We start from the raw sequence: 19,203 nt of genomic DNA, 5'->3' as shown, positions 1-19,203 counted from the left end.
TGCAAAAAATAGACATTACTTCTATGAGATACAGAAGATCACCCTTAAGCGCAAGCTAGGCATACTGTTATCACCCACACATGTAGTGCATCGCTTCTTTAGGAAAACCAATAAAAACGTTCATTGAAGGCTTAAGCGTATTTGAAAATACTGCGTTAGGGTCTAGCGTTGCCACCACAGTCTGATCCCCGCACCGAACTGTGCCGCGCCAAGCAAAACCATGCTTGTCCAGCTGAGATAATGTACCTGAGACACTGAACCATTCAGGGGCAAAACTGTTTTTCTCCCGAACCGCCACATGTTCCGGCCTTATTGCCACTAACGCTTTTTCATTCGAACTTTGCTCGCCAGCAGGAACTATCAACCTACCATCAAACAACATGCATTGGCCGTTCCGATAGGTCGCTGGAAGTACATTCGATATACCTACAAAATCAGCTACAAACGGGGTCACGGGGTGGTGAAATATATCATGCACATTTCCTTGTTGGCACAACTTCCCCTTATGAATAACAGCTGCTCGTTCTGCAAGGGTTAACGCATCCACAAAATCGTGGGTTACCATTATTATGGTGATACCTGTCCGACTATGAATGTCTTTTAGAACAGATCTAAAATCTGCTTTAAACTGTGGGTCGAGAGAAGAAAGGGGTTCATCAAGTAACAAAACATCTGGCTTACATGCTAAAGCACGAGCAATTGAAACACGCTGCTTTTCTCCTCCTGAAAGACGCATTGGTTTACGATCCACAGCATGGGAAAGACTCAAAGTATCCAGCAAGTCACGAGCAATAGACTCACCCTCATGTTTTGGTATGTTTTGATACCGCTGACCGTACATAACATTTTGTAAGACCGTCAGGTGAGGAAACAAGGAATGATCCTGATACACTAAACTGACTCTTCGGTCTTCTGGAGGAGCAGTAGTTACATCAATTCCGTTTATCAAAATGTTACCGGAATAGGGCGGTGCAATGCCGGCTACACTCTCCATAACAAGAGTTTTCCCAGAACCGGTAGGCCCCATAATCGCAAAAAATTCACCCTTACGGATATGCAAAGAGACATCAGAGACTGAAAAATTTGGCAAATCAATAGTAAGATTTTGAATTTGAATCATATCGAATCCTTGTCCGGCAGTGGAATTGCGCGCATCCCGATAAAAAACAGCAGACTTACTAAAATAAGGATTACAGCAACAGGCTGTGACCACGATAAGCCATACGCAGTAAAACGTTCGTACATGAGAACAGGCGCAATCATCGGATGATAAGCAACAATAATAACGGCTCCGAACTCACTTAATGCTCGCGCCATACACATTATTATGCCCACAAGCATATGCCTCCATGCCAGTGGAAACGTAACACGTAAAAACGTTTGCGCTTTATTCGCACCAAGCGAACGGGAAACCTTTTCCAATCGAACAGGAATAGACTCAATTCCGGCTTTTACAGCCGAAATGTAAAAAGGAAGTCCTACAAAAAACAAGACACAGACAATCCCTGTTTTCGACCCCATAATTTCGATCCCGCATGACTCCAAAAAACTTCCAAATAAAGTATTTGGACTGGTGACAGTTAGGATTGAAATCCCTATCACTGGGTGTGGAATCATAATCGGCAGATCAATAAGACTTTCAACTAACCGTTTACCGGGGAACTGAGAACGCGCCAGTAAGTAAGCAAGTGGTGTCCCTAAAATCAATGCCAAAATGCCGGCAGTGGCTGCAGTCGACATGGACAGCCAGACTGAAGCAATCACTTCTGGATCTTTAACGGTTTCCAAAAGCCGCTCAATGGTTGGAGCGGTCATGGTTTTTCCTAGGGGGAGGGCAATATATAGAACTAGAAAAAGGGAAGAAGCAGCAAACCAGAAAGAATGGAAAAAGCCGGAAAAGGCTCGCAAAAGCGAGCCCTTTCTTCGGCTTGTAGTATCAAAGCTCATAGCTAGTTACGAACTTCTGCGAATTTTCTGAGAGAAAGCGGCATGTCATCCATTCCCTCCGCAGTAGTACGGGCAGGAATAAAAGGAGGCTGTCCTTTATCTTTAAGAATCTGCATTCCACCCTCAGCAGAAAGCATAAAAGCAAGGAAAGCTTCTGCGGCTTCTTTGTTTTGCGCATCATCCAGCATAGTGATGCCGTAAGTAATGGACTTACCCTTACGGTTAATAAATGTACCAGGTTTTTTTCCGGTAACTTTTACAACAGCGTTCTTGTAGAACGGAGTCAGTTTGTAATCGCCAAGGTTTAAATGAGGATCAAGGGTGATAAATTTAAGACCATGCTGAACCGCAACGGAACGGTATTCCCACGCATAATCCATATGTCCAGACTGGAGCAAAGAAATCAGTTCAACTGACTTTGGACGAACATTTTTAGCAGGGCGATTCGCAATCAGCTTGTCATTTAATCCATCTATTTTGTAGAACTTCTCTGCAAGCTGAAGAACCATACAAGCTCTGTAGCCGCATGGATCAAGGTTAGGGTCAGAATGTCCCCATACTACATCTTTATTCTGAAGAATCTTGTACCAGTTCTCACTGCTAATTTTATCTGCAAATTTAGATTTATCTGTGTAGCAAAGTACCATCTGGTTTGACGCAAACCTTACGTTCCATGATGCATACTTAGGAATAAGGTTTTTGTTGATTACAACATAGTCAGCAGAAGCCATAATATCGGCTTTCTTACCGACCTCTGAAATAAGGCGAGCAAGCTTTGTAGAACCGCCAGCCTGACGCTGTACGTCTACATCAGGATATTTTGCTTCAAATGCTTTTTCCATAGCAGCAAAAGGAACTGAAAGGCTGCCGGCATGAAAGATTACCAATTTTCCAGAAGGCTGAGCAAAGGAAAAATTTGGGGTACAAATCAGACCAAAAAGCAACAGAAAAACAGCACATACACGAAATAACCATTTATAACTCATAACAACCCCTACAAACAAATTATACGTTAAATAATGTGCTGGTAAAATCGGCGTATAGAGTCTCTATGTCAATGGAAAAGTATCGTTGTTTTGATTTTCAACCATGTCGTTTTACTACTTATTTAGTCTATTTTTGTATCTAACATATTGATAGACAAGAAATTTGATGATGCAATCCCAACATCATCTTTTGTAAGTTACGGTTATTCTTTTCAAGAAGGCACTAAGTGCATGTCTGCAAGTTAGAGCGTTTTTGCGACACAATAAAAACATGTATTAAAGAATCACAAGTAGGCACTGACGCAACCTACTTAGAAAAGAAATTACTATCAAACACGGAATAAATCTTTATCAGTACGAACATGCTCAGTACATACTTCGACAAGAGAAAAGGAAACTAGATGCTTACACTAACCGTCCTCATCGAAAATAATTCAAATAGAGATGACCTTATCCCCGCAAAAGGACTTTCACTTCTTCTTGAAGATGGTGAAGATAAAGTATTACTCGACACTGGAACGGGAAGCGATTTTCTACGAAATGCAGAAACCCTTGAGATCCAACTCAGTAATATTGACCACGTGGTATTATCTCACGGTCATTATGATCATGCAGGCGGAATTCCTGCACTCGGTAACCTTGTTTCTTCACGGCAGAATCGCCCAACACTTACCTGCCATCCGGATTGCTTTATAGAGCGTCATGTCGGAAAAATTACAAACGGAAAGCCGGTATGCATTCGAAAATTAGATGCGGGCTTGAATGAACATGATGTGCGTGAAAAATTCTTAGTTCGTGAATCAAAAGACCCGTTGCTTATTGAGAACAAATTTCTGTTTCTTGGAGAAATCCCACGAAATTCGCACTTCAAAGGCGGCGGTGCATTTGGAATTGCCCGACACAACGGACGCTTTGTAGAAGACTTTCTTTATGATGACACAGGAGTTGTCTGGAAAGGGAAGGATGGGCTTGTCATAATTACAGGGTGCAGCCATTCTGGGATATGTAATATAATTACAAGAGCTCAAGAAGTAACAGGTGAAAAAAGAATTGCTGCAATTGTTGGCGGGCTGCACCTAAGAACAGCTCCAATTCCCCAACTCTATCAAATTCGAAATTTTTTCAAAAAAGCAAAGGTACAGAAATCATTCGCATGCCACTGTACAGGGAGATGGGGGAGATTATGGCTTCCTAATAATACCGCGATTGCAACAGGCGACACGTTAACATTCGAATAACCGAAAGCTCTTCAACATGTTGAAGAGCTTTTTTACTATTTTCCCCATTTATTAAGGGCACTCATACTGCCATGAGCAGTAAAATCGAGGCAAAGTGGTGTTACTGAAACAACCTGATCCACCGCAATAGCATAAATATCTGTGTCTTCAGGTTCTCCCTGAACAAGACCTTTTGATATAATAGAATCTTTTAAACAGCTATCCATTGAAGGCGATGGAAGTTCTGAGCGATAATATGAATTTTGAGAAAGTCTGGTCACACGCCAAGGGCATTCTAAAGAGGCAGAGCTGGGCACATCAATTTTCAATAAATCCACTCCATGAGGAAAACCATCTTCCAATGCCCTCAGGGTAAAATGCCGTAAAAAGTGTGTTGCTGCAGACCAATTTTGTTCAGAATACGTAAGATGCGTGTTTACTGGCGTTTCAAGCGATACAGCAATAGATGGAATCCCTCTATGCGCTGCTTCCATTGCTGCCCCGACTGTACCGGAGCTGGTAATGCTCGATCCTAGATTCTCTCCGTAATTAATTCCTGAAATAATAAAATCAGGACGATAGCCCGATAAAACTTTTAACCCGTGATCAACTGTTCTCGCAGGGGTCGCTTCGCAAGAAAAAGCCTTGTACTCCACATTCCCGACTCTAAGAGAAGTTTCTTTTAAACGGGCGTCAGGGTTCCCGCGATACGCACGCCCCATAGCTGTTTGCTGGGAGGCAGGAGCAATAACAAGCACGTCAGCAAAAGAGGACACAGCTTCAATTGCAGCTAAAATTCCCGGGGAATGAATTCCGTCATCATTTGTAATTAAAATTTTTGGTGAACTTTGCTGTATCATTGAAGAATCCTTTGTAACTAACCACAATCTCTGCTATAATAAAAATAGGAATTACCGCTGTAAGGTGGGAACCCCGTCTACAACGGAGTATCGTTCGTTTACAGAAGCGCTGGGAGTAAACTTATTCGGATCGTCAACCGGAACAACTTCAAAGAGTTCAATGTGTGCCAAGGGAATAAAGGAAGAACGACCATCCAGTCCCATAATCTGTAACGTGGCTTTGTCTGGAACATTCCATTTTGTACATCTGAACACAGCGGAACCACCAGCGAGATAATATACCGTCAACATGTATTCCACGGGTTCAGCGTATCGGGCAAGATTTGCTTCATTAAAAGCACTGACGCTTGCTTGTGTTGTTTCAATCCAGTGAAGAATTGCAGCTTTTTTGTTTTCTAGCGTATTGTGTTCAGGGCACAATCCAACATGCTGTGATAAAGGGGTTGTTGGAAGACCATAGGTAAATCCTCCAATTGAATCTTTTTTACAGATAAAGCATGGAATCATATTCGCTCCTGGAAATAATAGTGGCTCCGACAAGAGCCGGAGCCAACTAAATATTATATCACAAAGCTGCTACAGACTCTTTAAGTAGTCTATGCCGTTTTTAACTAAAACGGTGCCGAGTTCTGCTTCTTTACCAGCAGTCCAGCCCGGATGGTTGGTAGGGTGGTTGTATGCTTCCGGATGCGGCATCATACCAAGGATTCGACCGGAAGGATCGGTTAAGCCTGCAATACCCAGTGGGGAACCGTTAGGGTTCATAGGGTATTCCTGTGTAACGTCACCGGACTCTGGATCAATATATTGCAGAGCAATCAGATTATTTTCTTGAAGAGCAGTAAGTGTTGCTTCATCTTTTGCAATAATTTTTCCTTCGCCATGGCGCACAGGAATATATAACGTATCGACACCTTTTGTGAAAACACATGGGCTTTGTGCATTTGCTTTAAGATGCACCCATCTATCTTCATATCGGGCAGAATCGTTATGTGATAAGGAAACCTGACGCTCAAAGTACAATTCGTCAATTGCCGGCAGTAATCCAAGTTTTACAAGCAGCTGAAAGCCGTTGCATATACCAAAAATAATGCCACCATTGGTAAAAAAGGTTTTAAGTTGATCGAGAAGAGGTTCGCCTTGCTCTGTCTTAGCATGCCGCCAACGGTTTGCGGCAGCTTGAGCAGCACCCAGATCGTCACCATCAAGAAAACCACCCGGCAGAATCAAAAAATTGAAATCTGTTAAACTGGTGTCACCGGAAATGAGGTCTGAAAAATGCTTAATTTCAACACGATCAGCTCCAGAAATTTTTGCTGCATGCGCGCATTCAACTTCGCAGTTCGTCCCATAGCCGGTAATTACCAGAGTATTAACCTGGGTCATTGCTCAAGTTTCTCCTAAAAAAAGATTAACACGGGGCTTTACAAAAAGTCGCTTTACTTACCCGAGTAGTTCGGGTAGTGACTCACGGTTTTTGAAAGCAAAAAAAAAGTCACCGTTTTAATAATTCGGGACTGATAGTTATAGTTGCGTCGGCGGTAACAGTCAACGGCTGACGTAACTTCAAAAAAAGTGTATACGGACGAGATACGTTCGAAATGAATATACGTGACTTTGGTCATTAACTAATTTTTTAATAACTACGTCGTAGGCGAGAAAGAATGAAAACTAAGTTTATCTTCGTTACTGGTGGGGTTTTATCTTCTTTAGGGAAGGGCCTTTCAGCTGCATCAATTGGTGTCCTCCTTAAAGCTAGAGGTTTAAATGTAACCATTCAGAAACTCGACCCTTATATCAACGTTGACCCGGGTACCATGAACCCGTTTCAGCATGGTGAGGTGTATGTAACGGATGACGGTGCTGAGACTGACCTCGACCTTGGTCATTACGAGCGTTACCTCAATGTGCCTCTTTCTCAGAAAAACAACTACACTTCCGGTTCCATCTACCACAAAGTAATTACTAAAGAACGTCGCGGCGATTACCTTGGTGGCACTGTTCAGGTTATTCCGCATATTACTGACGAAATCAAAAAATGTGTTCTCAGCCTTGCCAGTGACGATCTTGATGTAGCAATCATCGAGATCGGCGGTACTGTTGGCGACATCGAAGGTCTTCCTTTCCTTGAAGCAATCCGTCAGCTCCGTACCGACCTTGGTCGTGAGCAGTGCATGTACATTCACCTTACTTTGGTTCCTTACCTTAAGGCTGCTGGTGAACACAAAACCAAACCAACACAGCACAGTGTAAAAGAGCTTCGCTCAATTGGTATTCAGCCGGATATGATCATCTGCCGATGTGAGAAACCAATTGATGACCACCTCAAACACAAAATCGCTCTCTTCTGTAACGTCGACCGCGATGCTGTCTTCTCCTGCGCAGACGTAAAAAATATTTACGAAGTACCTCTTGCTTTCTACGACGAAGGCCTTGACCAGAAAATTGCGATCATGCTCCGCCTCCCAGCGAAAAACGCAGATCTCGTTCCATGGCAGAACTTGCTTCACAACTTCAATAATCCTAAAGGCAGCGTAAAAATCGGCATTGTCGGTAAATACGTTGATCTTAAAGAGGCTTACAAAAGCCTTCACGAAGCATTAGTTCATGGTGGTCTTGCAAACCGTGTTACTGTTGAGTTCGAATACGTGAACTCTGAAGAAGTAACCACTAAGAACGTTGCATCAAAACTGAAAGGCCTCGACGGCATTCTTGTTCCGGGTGGCTTCGGTCATCGCGGTGTTGAAGGCAAAATGCTTGCAATCAACTACGCACGTGAAAAGAAAGTACCTTTCTTCGGCATCTGCCTTGGTATGCAGCTCGCAGTTATTGAATATGCACGCAATGTAGTGGGTATTAAAGACGCAACTTCTGTTGAATTTGATGAAAACGCGAAAGAGCCGCTCATTTACCTCATGACTGAATGGTATGACTTCCGCAAAGAAGCAGTTGAAAAACGTGACGAAGACACAGACAAAGGCGGCACACTCCGTCTTGGCGCTTACCCATGTAAAGTTCGTCCAAAAACAAACGCTCAGGAAGCATACGGTGAAGAAATGATCTCAGAACGTCACCGTCATCGTTACGAATTCAACAACGCTTACTACAAGCGTCTTGAAGAAGCAGGTATGCGTTTCTCAGGTGTTTCTCCAGATGAAACTCTCGTTGAAATTGTTGAAGTAAAAGACCATCCATGGTTCCTTGCTTGTCAGTTCCACCCAGAGTTTAAATCTACTCCAATGAATCCGCATCCTCTTTTCCGCGAATTCATTAAGGCTTCTAAAGCTAACAAAAAATAATCTAAGAGATTACTCCGACGAGCTAGGCAGTCCCGAGTCCTGTTATGTATTAATATTGATCAGTTTCCCAACGGAACACATCACAATAAGAATACTTGGAAAGGGACGTTATATCATTCCTTTTCAGCCGTCGGATCTATATGACTTTGTCATACTTAAAAATCGGGACATGTACGCATGTCCCGATTTTCTCTTTCAATCCCCAATGTATTCGAGTAATTTTACGCTTTACATTCCTAAACAGGATTACCGAAATGAAACATATCGAAAACGGTTCTGCATTGTACGCAGAACTGACAACAAAACCTTTTGTTTTTGCCGGTCCTTGTGCGTTGGAAAGCTTTGAACTCGCACTGGACACCGCACATGCTGTAAAAGAAGCTGCTGAACAGGCTGGTTTAAAGGCTATATTCAAAAGCTCCTATGACAAAGCTAACCGCACATCGCTTTCCAGCTTCCGAGGACCAGGGCTAGCTAAAGGAATTGAATGGCTTGCACGAATTAAAGAAGAAACAGGCTTACCTGTAGTCACTGACATCCACGAACCGGAACAAGCTGCACCTGTTGCTGAAGTGGCAGATGTTATGCAGATTCCGGCTTTCTTATGCCGCCAGACAAGCCTCCTTATTGCAGCAGCTGCTACTGGTCGTGTTATTAATGTTAAGAAGGGTCAGTTTGTTGCTCCTTGGGATATGAAGCCGGCGCTTGATAAACTGTTTTCTACTGGTAACAAAAATATCATGCTGACAGAACGTGGAGCTTCATTTGGATACAACAATCTTGTTGTTGATTTCCGCTCTTTTCCAATCATGCAGTCTTACGGAGTTCCTGTTATCTTTGACGCAACTCACTCAGTCCAACTTCCGGGCGGGCAGGGAGGCTCTTCAGGCGGAGACCGTTCCTTTGTTCCTCGCTTATCCCGCGCAGCAGTCGCTGCTGGTGTAAATGGTGTATTTATTGAAACCCACCCAGATCCAGACAATGCTCTTTGCGATGGTCCAAATAGTTGGCCTGTTGCCAAACTTCCGCATCTTTTACGAGACCTTTCAGCACTGTGGAGCATGAATTATGAAAGCTGAGGCTCTCGCAAAAGATATTAAAGTTATCGTTCTTGATTGTGATGGCGTGCTTACCGATGGTGGGCTATACTATGACAGTGAAGGCAATGTAACAAAGCGATTCAATGTGCTTGATGGACTCGGCATTAAGGCAGCTCAGTCTTGTGATCTTGTTGTGGGAGTTATTACCGGGCTTGACGCTAAGTCTGTAGCCACCCGTATGAACGACCTTGGGATCACAGACTATTATGCAGGGCATTTAAAAAAAATGACTTGCATTGAAGAAATTAAAGAAAAATATGATCTCGACTGGCATCAGATTGCCTACATCGGTGACGACTGGATTGATATCGCTCCTATGCGGGCGGTTGGCCTTCCCATCGCTGTGGCAAACGCAATGCCCGAAGTTAAAGAAATAGCTGTTCTGCAAACTGAAGCCTCCGGAGGACATGGCGCAGTCCGCGAAGCACTGAATTTTATCATGCACGCTCAAGGCAAACTTGAGGGAATTATTAATTCCATAGGTGGTTAAATGAAAAAGTGGTTGATTTGGGGAGCAATGTTAGCTTTACTTGGCAGCGGTCTCTACTATCTGCATAGCTCTGTTGAAAAAGAAATTGCAGATGAAGTAAAAGAAGCAATCGGAAACGGTGCCGAGACTAACGTAGACCTTTCTTTAAAAGGTATAGAGTTAAAGCAGGGCGAAGCTGGCAAAGAGCTTTGGACGCTAAAGGCTACCAACGGATGGTATCAAAAGGACGAAAGCATAATAGACCTTGCAAACCCAGATATTATGTATTTTGTCCAGCCAGACCGTGACGAGGTGCATATTGTAGCGCCCAACGGTACCATCAATCAAAATAAAGGCGTTGCCCGACTTTGGGGTGATGTGACTGTAACCAACCAGAAAGGTACTATTACCAGCAGTGAACTGACTTTTGAAGATAAGAAAAAACTGCTAGTTATGACAGGTAATGTTATTTTTACTGGAGAAGGTTTCAATGGTTCTTCCGACAACGCAAGTTGGAATCTTGATGAAAATATGATTACAGCAACCGGAAATGTGGTTGTAAACTTCCGTGCTGAAAAGCTGGACGAAGCAACTGGTGGAGAAAAATAATGAAAGCTCTTTTACGAACTCTGATGATATCATTTTGTCTGTTAGCGGTTGCGACAACAGCATTTGCAGCACCAGCAAAAGATGACATAAAAGTTACTTCTGAAAAAATGACATACAGTGCCGATGGACAAACTGTTGTATTCATCGGCAACGTTGTCGTTAAACACCCACAGGCTGATATGTGGGCAAATAAAGTAACAGTATACCTCCAGAATGATCCAAATGCTCCTAAAAGCGAAAGCGCTACCGGTGTTAACCCTGGTAAAATTGAAAAAATTATCTCCCAGGGTAATGTTCGCATTAAGATGGAAAACGACAGACATGGTACTTGCGACAAAGCCACGTACACACTAAAAGATGAACTGCTTGTTATGACCGGTTCCCCTAAATTGAGTGAAGGCAAAAATACTATTGCAGGTAACATCATTAAGTTTTGGGTAAATGAAAATAGAAGTGAAGTGCTCGGTTCTTCCAACCAGCCTGTTGAAGCTATTTTCTCTGCACCAAGCAACAAGGTTAAAAAATAGATGTCTGTTATCCAAGCCGAAGGGCTTTGTAAAATTTATGGAAAACGTGAAGTTGTCCGCAATATCAATCTGAAAATGGAGCAAGGTGAAATCGTAGGGCTTCTGGGGCCAAACGGTGCCGGTAAAACAACGACATTCTACATGCTCATTGGCATTATTAAGCCAAACGCCGGTGTTGTTACTGTTGATGACATGGTTGTCACTGATTGGCCACTGCATGAACGGGCAAGAATTGGCTTAAGCTATCTTCCACAAGAGAGCTCTGTTTTCAAAAAACTCACTGTTTACCAAAATTTACAGCTTATCCTTGAACAGACTGAACTTTCCCGTGACGCGCAGAAACGACGCGCAGAAGAATTGATGGATGAATTCGGTATCTCACACATCAGAGATACACATGCAATGCACATTTCCGGTGGTGAGCGCCGCCGTCTTGAAATTGCACGTGCTCTTATTCGCGATCCTAAATTTATTCTTCTTGATGAACCGTTTGCGGGGATCGATCCACTTGCAGTAGACGACATTCAAGATATCATCAGAAAATTGCGTGATAAGGGCATGGGGGTCTTAATTTCCGACCACAACGTTCGAGAAACATTAAAAATATGTGATAGAGCCAACCTTGTTTATGAAGGGCAAATCATTCTATCCGGCACACCGCAGGAAATTGTTGATAACCCTAAGGCGCGTAGCGTCTACCTTGGAGAAGGTTTTAGTCTCTAGCATCTTGATAAAAAATATAATCTGCACATACGCAGTAGAAAAAAGCCCGTACAACGGGCTTTTTTCTTGGTTGCATATAACGTTCCTATGTGGCAAAAAAGAGGTCAGTTATCTGATTTGGAATGTTTTTTGATAGGCAGTACTCATACATTATATTTCAGCTTTTTAGCTAGTCGAACCACATAGGACATTCTTATATATGGCTCTTGAACTTCGCCAACAATTAAAGCTCGCTCAGCAGCTTGTTATGACCCCGCAATTGCAGCAGGCAATCAAACTGCTGCAACTATCCCGCGTGGAACTTGCTGAAACCGTTCAGCAAGAGCTGCTGGAGAATCCTTTTTTGGAAGAGTCCTTAGAGGAAAGCGCGAATCCAGATAAAACGTCTGCCGCAGAACAGCGTAAAGATGAACAGGAAGCTTACGACAAAGAGCTTTCAAATAACGCTGACTGGGAAGACTATCTGGGCGATTTCTCAAGCACAACCAAACAGGTTTCAATGCGAGAATCGGAAGCACTGGAAGAAATGAGCTCCTTTGAAGCTCGTCTTGCTCCAGCCCCGACGTTAGATGGACACCTGAACTGGCAATTGATGCTTTCTCCTCTTACTGAAGAACAGATAAAAGTAGGGGAAGTCATCATTGGTAACATCAGCTCTAACGGGTACCTTCACGTATCTGCAGAAGAACTGGCGCAAATTGCTCATAGCGACATTGAAACAGTTGAATACCTAATCAGCCATATTCAACAATTCGATCCTGTGGGGGTAGCTGCTCGCACACCTCAGGAATGTCTGCTTGTTCAAGTAAAAGCTTTAAATTACGACCGTGACCCGATTTTGGTAGATATTATTACTAATCATCTTGAAGATCTGGAAAAGCGTCGTTACAAACCACTTGCTCGAAAATACAAAATTTCTCTTGAAGATCTCAAAGAGTATCTTGATGTAATTCAAAGCCTTGACCCTATGCCGGGGGCACGGTTCAGCGGCGGGGAGCCACATTATGTATCCCCAGACGTATACATCTATGAATATGAAGGAGACTTTGTCATCGTCCTCAATGAGGACGGGTTGCCTCAGTTGCAACTGAGTGAATTAACAGAGCAACTACCAAAAACTGCCAATACGGAAGAAAAAGATTACTATCAGGACAAGATGCGTTCCGCTTCTTGGCTGATAAAAAGTCTGTACCAACGGCAACGAACTTTATATAAGGTAGTTGAGAGTATTGTTAAATATCAGAGAGAATTCTTCCTTAACGGTGTGACATCGTTAAAGCCGCTCATTCTTAAAGATATTGCTGATGATATCGGCATGCACGAATCAACTGTAAGCCGTATCACTACAAATAAGTATATTTCGACCCCGCACGGTATCTTCGAACTGAAGTTCTTCTTCAACAGTGCAATTGGCCTTGATGATGGTAGTCAGGTCGGATCTGAGAGCGTTAAAGCCCTCATTAAAAAACTTATTAGCGAAGAAAATACTAAAAAACCATTAAGTGACGAGAAAATCGGAGAAATTCTTAAGGAAAAACTACAGGTTAACATTGCACGAAGAACTGTTGCTAAATACCGTACCGCAATGAATATCCCTTCATCATCAAAGAGAAAGGTGGTATTCTAGAAGCGAAACCAGCTGACTCACAGGGTTTCAAAAGTATCCAATTAGGAGGCACTATGAACATCGCATTCACTTTCAAGAACTTTGAGCCTTCCAATCACCTGAAAGCATATGCCAAACGCCGCTTCAGTAAGCTTGGCAGATTCTTACCGAACCCTGACCACTTGGAAATGCAAGTCTCACTTTCTGTTGACAATTTCCGCCACAAAGCCGAAATTTCACTTGTATCGGATAACTTAACTCTTTCCGCTACCGAACAGTCTGAAGACATGTATGCAACGGTTGACCTTGTTCGAGACAAACTCAAAGCACAGATCATCCGTCGTACGGAAAAACTGCAAACGAAACGCAAGGGTGCAGAACGCTTTGTTCTAGAAGGCAGTATGCCTCCAGAAGAAGCTGCAGAATCAGAACGTACAATTATTGGTGTAGATAATTTTACACCAAAACCTATGGATCTCGATGAAGCAGCAATGCAGCTTGACGCACTGGACTATGATTTCCTTGTTTTTCTTAATGCCGAAACCGAACGGGTTAACGTCATCTACCGCCGAAAAGATAATGATTTCGGCCTGATCGACCCCGTCCTCTAGGAACTGTAATGAAACTGGGTGAATACCTGGAAAAAGAACTTGTATTGCCGGAGCTTACCGCCAGCACCAAACAAGAGGCGCTGGCGGAGCTTCTGGCTCCTGTTGTAGAAAAAAATCCAGCACTCGATGCTGAAGAAGTTTTTAATGTCCTGATGGAGCGCGAAGCACTCGGCACAACAGGAATTGGAAATGGTATAGCCATTCCCCATGGAAAACTTCCTTCACTCGATAAAATAGTTGTTGTTGCCGGTAGAAGTTTCGAAGGATTGGATTTTGATGCCTTAGACCAAAAACCATGCAAAATTTTCTTTATGGTTTTGGCTCCTGAAAATGTTGCAGGAACTCATTTGCGCATCTTAGCTCAAATTTCAAGACTCCTTAAGGATGATGATTTCAAGCAGCTGTTTATGGAATCTGATTCTCAAGATGCTTTGTGGAACCTTTTATCCGCCGCCTAACATGAGAGTGTCATGACATCTGCTTCTCAACCCGCAATCCCCGTTATTATTGTTGCCGGCCTCTCTGGCGCTGGCAAAAGTAGCGCCCTCAAGGTCTTCGAAGATATGGTGTATTACACCATTGACGGACTGCCTGTATCCATGGCTCCACAAATTATGGATGTACTAACAGGGTGCAGTCTTGAAGGGTATAAGGGGGTTGTTCTGGGTCTGGATGTTCGTCAGTGCACATTAAAAAGCGAATGGTCAGAAATCATTCAAACATTAATTGCCAACGGATATTCGCCAACTGTGATTTTTCTTGAATCGCGGGCAGATGTCATTTTACGACGATACAAAGAAACTAGACGTCCGCACCCCTTTGAGGGGAATGGTATCGGCCTTGAACAGGCCATGACCAATGAACGAATGCTTATGACTGCTGCAAGAGCAGAAGCAGACTTTGTTTTTGATACATCTGAGTATTCTATTCATGACCTGCGGCGGGTTTTACAACGCAGATGGCAATCTGAAGAAAACGATGCAAAAGGGCTTAAAGTTCATATAATGAGCTTTGGCTTTAAACATAGCACGCCTTCAGAAGCTGACATGATATTTGATCTACGCTTCTTGCCGAATCCGTATCATGATCACACGTTGCGTCAGTATAGCGGTCAGGATACCCCTGTTGTTGAGTACGTTCTTGAAAACAGCATGGGGCAGACCTATTTAAAAAAACTTGAAGACTTACTGCATTTTACATTGTTACAAATGGAGAAAGAAGGGCGTTACCGAATCACAATAGCATTTGGTTGCACTGGTGGACGCCATCGTTCTGTCGCAGTAACTGAGGCCATCTACAAATTCTTAAAAAAATCAGACTTTGCTGTTTCAAAAGAGCATCGTCATATTACCTTGGCGTAACGCCTAAGCTAACAACAATAATACGATAATCTCATGTCTACTACATTTCCCGAAGAAAAAAATATTGGTGTAGTTATTGTTACCCATACAAACTATGGCGCAGCTCTTTTGAGTGCTGCTGAAGTAATTATGGGGAAACAATCTTCTTGTGAAACTGTTAGTGTTGATAGCGAAAAAGATGTTTCTGAAACAGTCGCTGCCATAAAAGATATGGTTGAAAATGTTGATGAAGGTCGAGGAGTTCTTATTCTTACCGATATGTTCGGAGGAACCCCGACAAACTTAAGCCTCTCTTTGCTGGGCACACGTCATTTAGAAGTATTAACCGGAGTAAACCTGCCAATGCTTCTTAAAGTTTTCGGCTGTCGCACCATGACACTTGATCGACTTGCCATTGAAGCAAAAGATGCGGGTGGGAAGGGAATCGTTATGGCCGGTGAAATCCTACGAAGTAAGGTAAACGAGTAAGTTATGGCTTGGATACGCATTGACAATCGCCTCATTCATGGACAAGTCATCGAAACTTGGATCCCCTATACCAACGCTAAGCATTTGCTTGTAGTAAATGATGACTTTGCAGATGACGTTTTACGTCAACAAATTGCAACGCTAGCAATTCCAGGACGCATTTCTGTAGACTTCATCCATATCTCAGACATTATGGGATATGCTCAGAGCAACAACCTGCAAGAAACACTAATTATTGTTGCCGACTGTGATGATGCTAAACGAATTCATGATGAAGGTTTTTCTTTCGAATCCATAAACATCGGTAATTTGCATTATGCACCGGGCAAAAAACAATTATGTGATCACATTGCTATTTCAGATCACGATGAAGAGTGTCTCAAGTTTTTTGCCAACCATGAAATCGTTTTAGATTTTCGTTGTGTCCCAAACCAACCATTACAAATTAAGGGGTTATAGTAATGGATGCTGTTTTTCCTGTTATTCAACTTTCTTCAATTCCTTGGATTAGTGGATACGCTTTTTTTTTGCCATCCTAGCGCTGCTGCGAACTAACATTAATTTAGGTTTTGTTGAGCGCCCGCTAGCCATTGGCTTTTTCTGGGCAATAATAACAGGAGAGTGGGAGCTCGCGCTTCCAGCTGCTATCTTTTTTGAATTGTTCTGGCTTGACCTCTTTCCAGTCGGCACCTACATCCCCCCAAATGGAACTGCATCGCTGGTTGCAACGTTAGCCGCAGCCAGCTTTTTTTCATTACAATTTCCATCCCAATTAGTAATACCAATGGTATTGGCAATGCCTGCGGCGTTAATCAGTCCTTACCTTGAACAAACACTTCGCCAGCGCCATAATAGCCATCACAATGAACTACTTGCCTTGGCACATCCTGAAAACGTAGTAGATGAGCAACTTTTTTTACATAAAATTATTAACAAAGCCTTGCTTCAAACCTTCGGTGTGAACTTTGTTTTCTTCTTTATGTACCTGCTTGTGCTAATTAGCACGATCTCCATTTCATATGACGTTTATGGCTCTATTATTGAATGTTCTGGCCTTTCTTGGAGTTATTTATGGTTCTTCGCCGCTCTGGGCGGAGTTCTTTCCCTTAGAGTCCGTCATGCCTACTATTCCTTCTTCTTTTTCCTCTTTGCCGTGGTAGTTATTACCAATTTATAAGTCTCTGCATGATAAAAAAAATGCATTTAGTAACGCGGTAGCACTTGGCAGCCGATTTAGTTTGTGCTATCTGTCACAAACTCAGTTTGGAAATAGGCGTGAACAACGCGTTACAACAATTTCTGGAGGAAATTACCATGGCAGTACTCGTATTGGGACATATGAACCCGGACACTGACTCTATCATTTCTGCAATCGCTGTTGCGGATGCACTCAATAAACGTGGCATCGAAGCAAAAGCTGTAGCACAGGGTGAAGTTACCCCTGAATCTGCATTCGTTCTTGAAAAATTCGGCCTTGAAGCTCCAGAAGTTGTCACTTCTGTTGCAGGACAGAAAGTATGGCTCGTCGATACTTCTGATAAAACACAGCTTCCTGCTGATATTGACGATGCTGAAATCTGTGGCGTAATCGACCACCACAAACTGGGCGATATCACTACATCTAACCCACTCGAAATGTGGGTATGGCCTGTTGGTTGTAGCTGTACAGCAATCAAAGGCTTCTACGACCACTACGGTCTTGAAATCCCTGCTGGTATTGCAGGCGGCATGCTTTGCGCTATCCTTTCAGATACCGTAATGTTCAAGTCTGTAACTTGCACCGATGCTGACAAAGTGGCAGTAGAAGCTCTCGCTAAACTCGCTAACGTTTCTGACACTACCGCTCTCGGTATGGACATGTTCAAAGTTAAATCCGCTGTTGATGGCGCAACCATGGAAGAACTTGTTTTCCGTGACTACAAAGACTTTGACATGAACGGCAACAAAGTTGGTATCGGCCAGCTTGAAGTAGTTGATCTTTCTCTTCTCGACGCTGTTAAGTCCGGCCTTAAAGAAGAAATTGCTAAAGTAAAAGCAGACGGTCGTCATTCCGTATTCCTTCTTCTCACAGACATTATGAAAGAAGGCTCTGAAATGCTCATCTGCTCTGACGACGCATCAGTTGTTGAAAAAGCATTCGGCGTTGCAGGTAGCGACTCCGTATGGCTTGACGGCGTAATGAGCCGTAAAAAACAGGTTGTTCCTAACTTTGAAAAAGCTTTCAAATAGTAGGTAACTCTCTCTAAAATTAAGCCCCGAAGATTTTTTCTTCGGGGCTTTTTTATTCTCTGGAAAAAGAAGACGCTAATTTCATGCATCGGAGCTGGCGCAAAAAAATACCAGACTCCTCTCCCAGGTTTTGCTTTTCTAAAGGCAAAGAAACCGAGAGAACAACGTCCAAATCCTGCTTTGCGCTCAAAAAATGATCTTTCCCTGAATCAGCTTTAACCATTTCAAAAAAAGGTTCCATCAACTCCAATTTATGAAGGGACAATAATAGATCAACTTTTGTCCCAGCTCGCAGGGAAGGGTAGTCACCCCCTTTCATATGCTGGCGAGCCGCTAGTGCGCCAGCCTTAATTAATCGCTTTGGAAGCTTTAATCTTTCGCCTAGCTGCCGTGCAAGCGCTTCACCACGTTTTTCATGCCCAATATGGCGAGGAAGCAAGCCTTCTGGTGTCTCTTGCTTTCCAAGATCATGACAAAGAGCCATATAGCAGGCAACGCTATCTGGGACACACTTATTAACAGCGTTTACAGTGTGTGCAAGGCAATCAGATAAATGATACTCTACGGGACCGGCAGGAATTGTAGACATCCTACTCAACTCTAAAAACCATGGCTCCAAGCAATCAGCATCATTCAAGACCTCTAAAAAACGTCCAGGCTGTGCCGCGTGCAAAGCTTTCATTAGTTCAAGTGCAACTCGCTCTGCAGTTAACGACTGCAGTAATCCACTCTCAGAAACTATCCGCATTTGACGAATGGCATCAGGGTGTACTGTAAAATCTGAATACTCCGCAGCAAAACGTGCAACCCTAAAAACGCGTAGTGGATCTTTTATAAAAGCTGTATCCGAAGCGGGTCGTAAAATTTTTCTTTCTAAATCGCTTAATGTACGAGGCAAAGAATAAAGTTGTCCACATTCATCAAGGGCAAGAGCATTAATTGTAACATCCCTAAATTGTAAATCTTGCTGTATAGAAGTCCCTCTTATCGGAGCATATTCTATACCGTTAAGAATACAAATATTGAAATCATTTCCAGCCTTGCGTGCTCTAGGATTGCGGCTTATAAATTCATCAACTGTTCCATCAAATACGAAATCGTATTCTTTTGGAGAAATACCAAGTAACATATCGCGTACTGCGCCGCCGACTAAATAAAATTTCATCTCTTAGTCATACTGCATGCAAAGAT

22 protein-coding genes are annotated in these 19,203 nt (G+C 42.9%); 15 read left to right on the top strand and 7 right to left on the bottom strand.

The window, feature by feature from the left end:
- Positions 1–70 precede the first annotated feature (70 nt).
- The 3 genes from QZY95_RS10480 to wtpA form a co-directional block, all read right to left on the bottom strand.
- Complete coding sequence (locus QZY95_RS10480; protein ID WP_290923157.1) at positions 71–1,120, bottom strand: ABC transporter ATP-binding protein; 1,050 nt, start codon at positions 1,118–1,120, stop codon at positions 71–73.
- On the bottom strand, positions 1,117–1,815 hold the full coding sequence (locus QZY95_RS10475) for an ABC transporter permease (RefSeq protein ID WP_290923155.1): 699 nt from the start codon (positions 1,813–1,815) through the stop codon (positions 1,117–1,119). Before QZY95_RS10475 ends, QZY95_RS10480 begins: the two co-directional genes overlap by 4 nt.
- Positions 1,816–1,949: 134 nt before the next feature.
- Positions 1,950–2,933, bottom strand: coding sequence for a tungstate ABC transporter substrate-binding protein WtpA (wtpA, locus tag QZY95_RS10470; protein ID WP_290923153.1), 984 nt, complete (start codon positions 2,931–2,933; stop codon positions 1,950–1,952).
- 401 nt (positions 2,934–3,334) lie between these two features.
- Here wtpA and QZY95_RS10465 point away from each other — a divergent pair, with 401 nt between their 5' ends.
- On the top strand, positions 3,335–4,171 hold the full coding sequence (locus tag QZY95_RS10465) for an MBL fold metallo-hydrolase (protein WP_290923152.1): 837 nt from the start codon (positions 3,335–3,337) through the stop codon (positions 4,169–4,171).
- 35 nt (positions 4,172–4,206) lie between these two features.
- Here the strand turns inward: QZY95_RS10465 and surE are convergent, their stop codons facing one another.
- The 3 genes from surE to QZY95_RS10450 all read right to left on the bottom strand — a co-directional run bounded on the left by surE (position 4,207) and on the right by QZY95_RS10450 (position 6,396).
- A complete protein-coding gene (gene surE, locus QZY95_RS10460; protein ID WP_290923150.1) occupies positions 4,207–5,010 on the bottom strand; it encodes a 5'/3'-nucleotidase SurE in 804 nt (267 codons plus the stop codon).
- Positions 5,011–5,061: 51 nt separating this feature from the next.
- The gene (locus tag QZY95_RS10455; RefSeq protein WP_290923147.1) at positions 5,062–5,517 is read right to left on the bottom strand and encodes a hypothetical protein; all 456 of its coding nucleotides are present in this window, start codon (positions 5,515–5,517) and stop codon (positions 5,062–5,064) included.
- Positions 5,518–5,586: 69 nt separating this feature from the next.
- Positions 5,587–6,396: a phosphoribosylformylglycinamidine synthase subunit PurQ gene (locus QZY95_RS10450; protein WP_290923145.1), complete on the bottom strand. Its 810-nt coding sequence runs from the start codon at positions 6,394–6,396 to the stop codon at positions 5,587–5,589.
- A gap of 278 nt (positions 6,397–6,674) precedes the next feature.
- On the opposite strand from QZY95_RS10450, the gene QZY95_RS10445 reads away from it, so the two are divergent.
- The 14 genes from QZY95_RS10445 to QZY95_RS10380 all read left to right on the top strand — a co-directional run bounded on the left by QZY95_RS10445 (position 6,675) and on the right by QZY95_RS10380 (position 18,012).
- The gene (locus QZY95_RS10445; protein ID WP_290923143.1) at positions 6,675–8,309 is read left to right on the top strand and encodes a CTP synthase; all 1,635 of its coding nucleotides are present in this window, start codon (positions 6,675–6,677) and stop codon (positions 8,307–8,309) included.
- A gap of 254 nt (positions 8,310–8,563) precedes the next feature.
- Positions 8,564–9,388 carry a 3-deoxy-8-phosphooctulonate synthase gene (gene kdsA / locus QZY95_RS10440; RefSeq protein ID WP_290923141.1) on the top strand — a complete coding sequence of 275 codons (825 nt, stop codon included), beginning with the start codon at positions 8,564–8,566 and terminating at the stop codon, positions 9,386–9,388.
- Entirely contained in the window at positions 9,378–9,899 is a 522-nt protein-coding gene (locus QZY95_RS10435) for an HAD hydrolase family protein (protein ID WP_290923139.1), read from the top strand. Before kdsA ends, QZY95_RS10435 begins: the two co-directional genes overlap by 11 nt.
- Positions 9,900–10,487 carry an LPS export ABC transporter periplasmic protein LptC gene (gene lptC / locus QZY95_RS10430; protein ID WP_290923137.1) on the top strand — a complete coding sequence of 196 codons (588 nt, stop codon included), beginning with the start codon at positions 9,900–9,902 and terminating at the stop codon, positions 10,485–10,487. It abuts the gene before it with no gap.
- Positions 10,487–11,014 carry an LptA/OstA family protein gene (locus QZY95_RS10425; protein WP_290923135.1) on the top strand — a complete coding sequence of 176 codons (528 nt, stop codon included), beginning with the start codon at positions 10,487–10,489 and terminating at the stop codon, positions 11,012–11,014. Before lptC ends, QZY95_RS10425 begins: the two co-directional genes overlap by 1 nt.
- On the top strand, positions 11,015–11,737 hold the full coding sequence (gene lptB, locus QZY95_RS10420) for an LPS export ABC transporter ATP-binding protein (protein WP_290923133.1): 723 nt from the start codon (positions 11,015–11,017) through the stop codon (positions 11,735–11,737). It abuts the gene before it with no gap.
- A 199-nt stretch (positions 11,738–11,936) separates the two neighbouring features.
- Entirely contained in the window at positions 11,937–13,364 is a 1,428-nt protein-coding gene (rpoN, locus tag QZY95_RS10415; protein ID WP_290923131.1) for an RNA polymerase factor sigma-54, read from the top strand.
- A 53-nt stretch (positions 13,365–13,417) separates the two neighbouring features.
- Complete coding sequence (gene raiA / locus QZY95_RS10410) at positions 13,418–13,954, top strand: ribosome-associated translation inhibitor RaiA (RefSeq protein ID WP_290923129.1); 537 nt, start codon at positions 13,418–13,420, stop codon at positions 13,952–13,954.
- Positions 13,955–13,962: 8 nt separating this feature from the next.
- Positions 13,963–14,412: a PTS sugar transporter subunit IIA gene (locus tag QZY95_RS10405; RefSeq protein WP_290923127.1), complete on the top strand. Its 450-nt coding sequence runs from the start codon at positions 13,963–13,965 to the stop codon at positions 14,410–14,412.
- Between the two features lie 12 nt (positions 14,413–14,424).
- The gene (gene rapZ, locus QZY95_RS10400; protein WP_290923125.1) at positions 14,425–15,315 is read left to right on the top strand and encodes an RNase adapter RapZ; all 891 of its coding nucleotides are present in this window, start codon (positions 14,425–14,427) and stop codon (positions 15,313–15,315) included.
- Between the two features lie 33 nt (positions 15,316–15,348).
- Positions 15,349–15,783, top strand: a complete 435-nt coding sequence (locus QZY95_RS10395) for a PTS sugar transporter subunit IIA (RefSeq protein WP_290923123.1) — start codon at positions 15,349–15,351, stop codon at positions 15,781–15,783.
- Positions 15,784–15,786: 3 nt separating this feature from the next.
- Positions 15,787–16,242: a PTS sugar transporter subunit IIB gene (locus QZY95_RS10390; protein WP_290923122.1), complete on the top strand. Its 456-nt coding sequence runs from the start codon at positions 15,787–15,789 to the stop codon at positions 16,240–16,242.
- Positions 16,243–16,441: 199 nt separating this feature from the next.
- The gene (locus QZY95_RS10385) at positions 16,442–16,960 is read left to right on the top strand and encodes a hypothetical protein (protein ID WP_290923121.1); all 519 of its coding nucleotides are present in this window, start codon (positions 16,442–16,444) and stop codon (positions 16,958–16,960) included.
- Positions 16,961–17,097: 137 nt separating this feature from the next.
- Positions 17,098–18,012, top strand: a complete 915-nt coding sequence (locus QZY95_RS10380) for a manganese-dependent inorganic pyrophosphatase (RefSeq protein WP_290923120.1) — start codon at positions 17,098–17,100, stop codon at positions 18,010–18,012.
- A 52-nt stretch (positions 18,013–18,064) separates the two neighbouring features.
- On the opposite strand, the gene QZY95_RS10375 is transcribed toward QZY95_RS10380, so the two are convergent.
- Positions 18,065–19,177, bottom strand: coding sequence for an HD domain-containing protein (locus QZY95_RS10375; RefSeq protein ID WP_290923117.1), 1,113 nt, complete (start codon positions 19,175–19,177; stop codon positions 18,065–18,067).
- Between the last annotated feature and the right edge of the window lie 26 nt (positions 19,178–19,203).

The sequence above is a fragment of the Halodesulfovibrio sp. genome (assembly GCF_015482765.1).
In the GTDB taxonomy this organism is placed as follows: Bacteria; Desulfobacterota; Desulfovibrionia; order Desulfovibrionales; family Desulfovibrionaceae; genus Halodesulfovibrio.
This window is presented reverse-complemented; position numbering and strand designations above follow the sequence as displayed.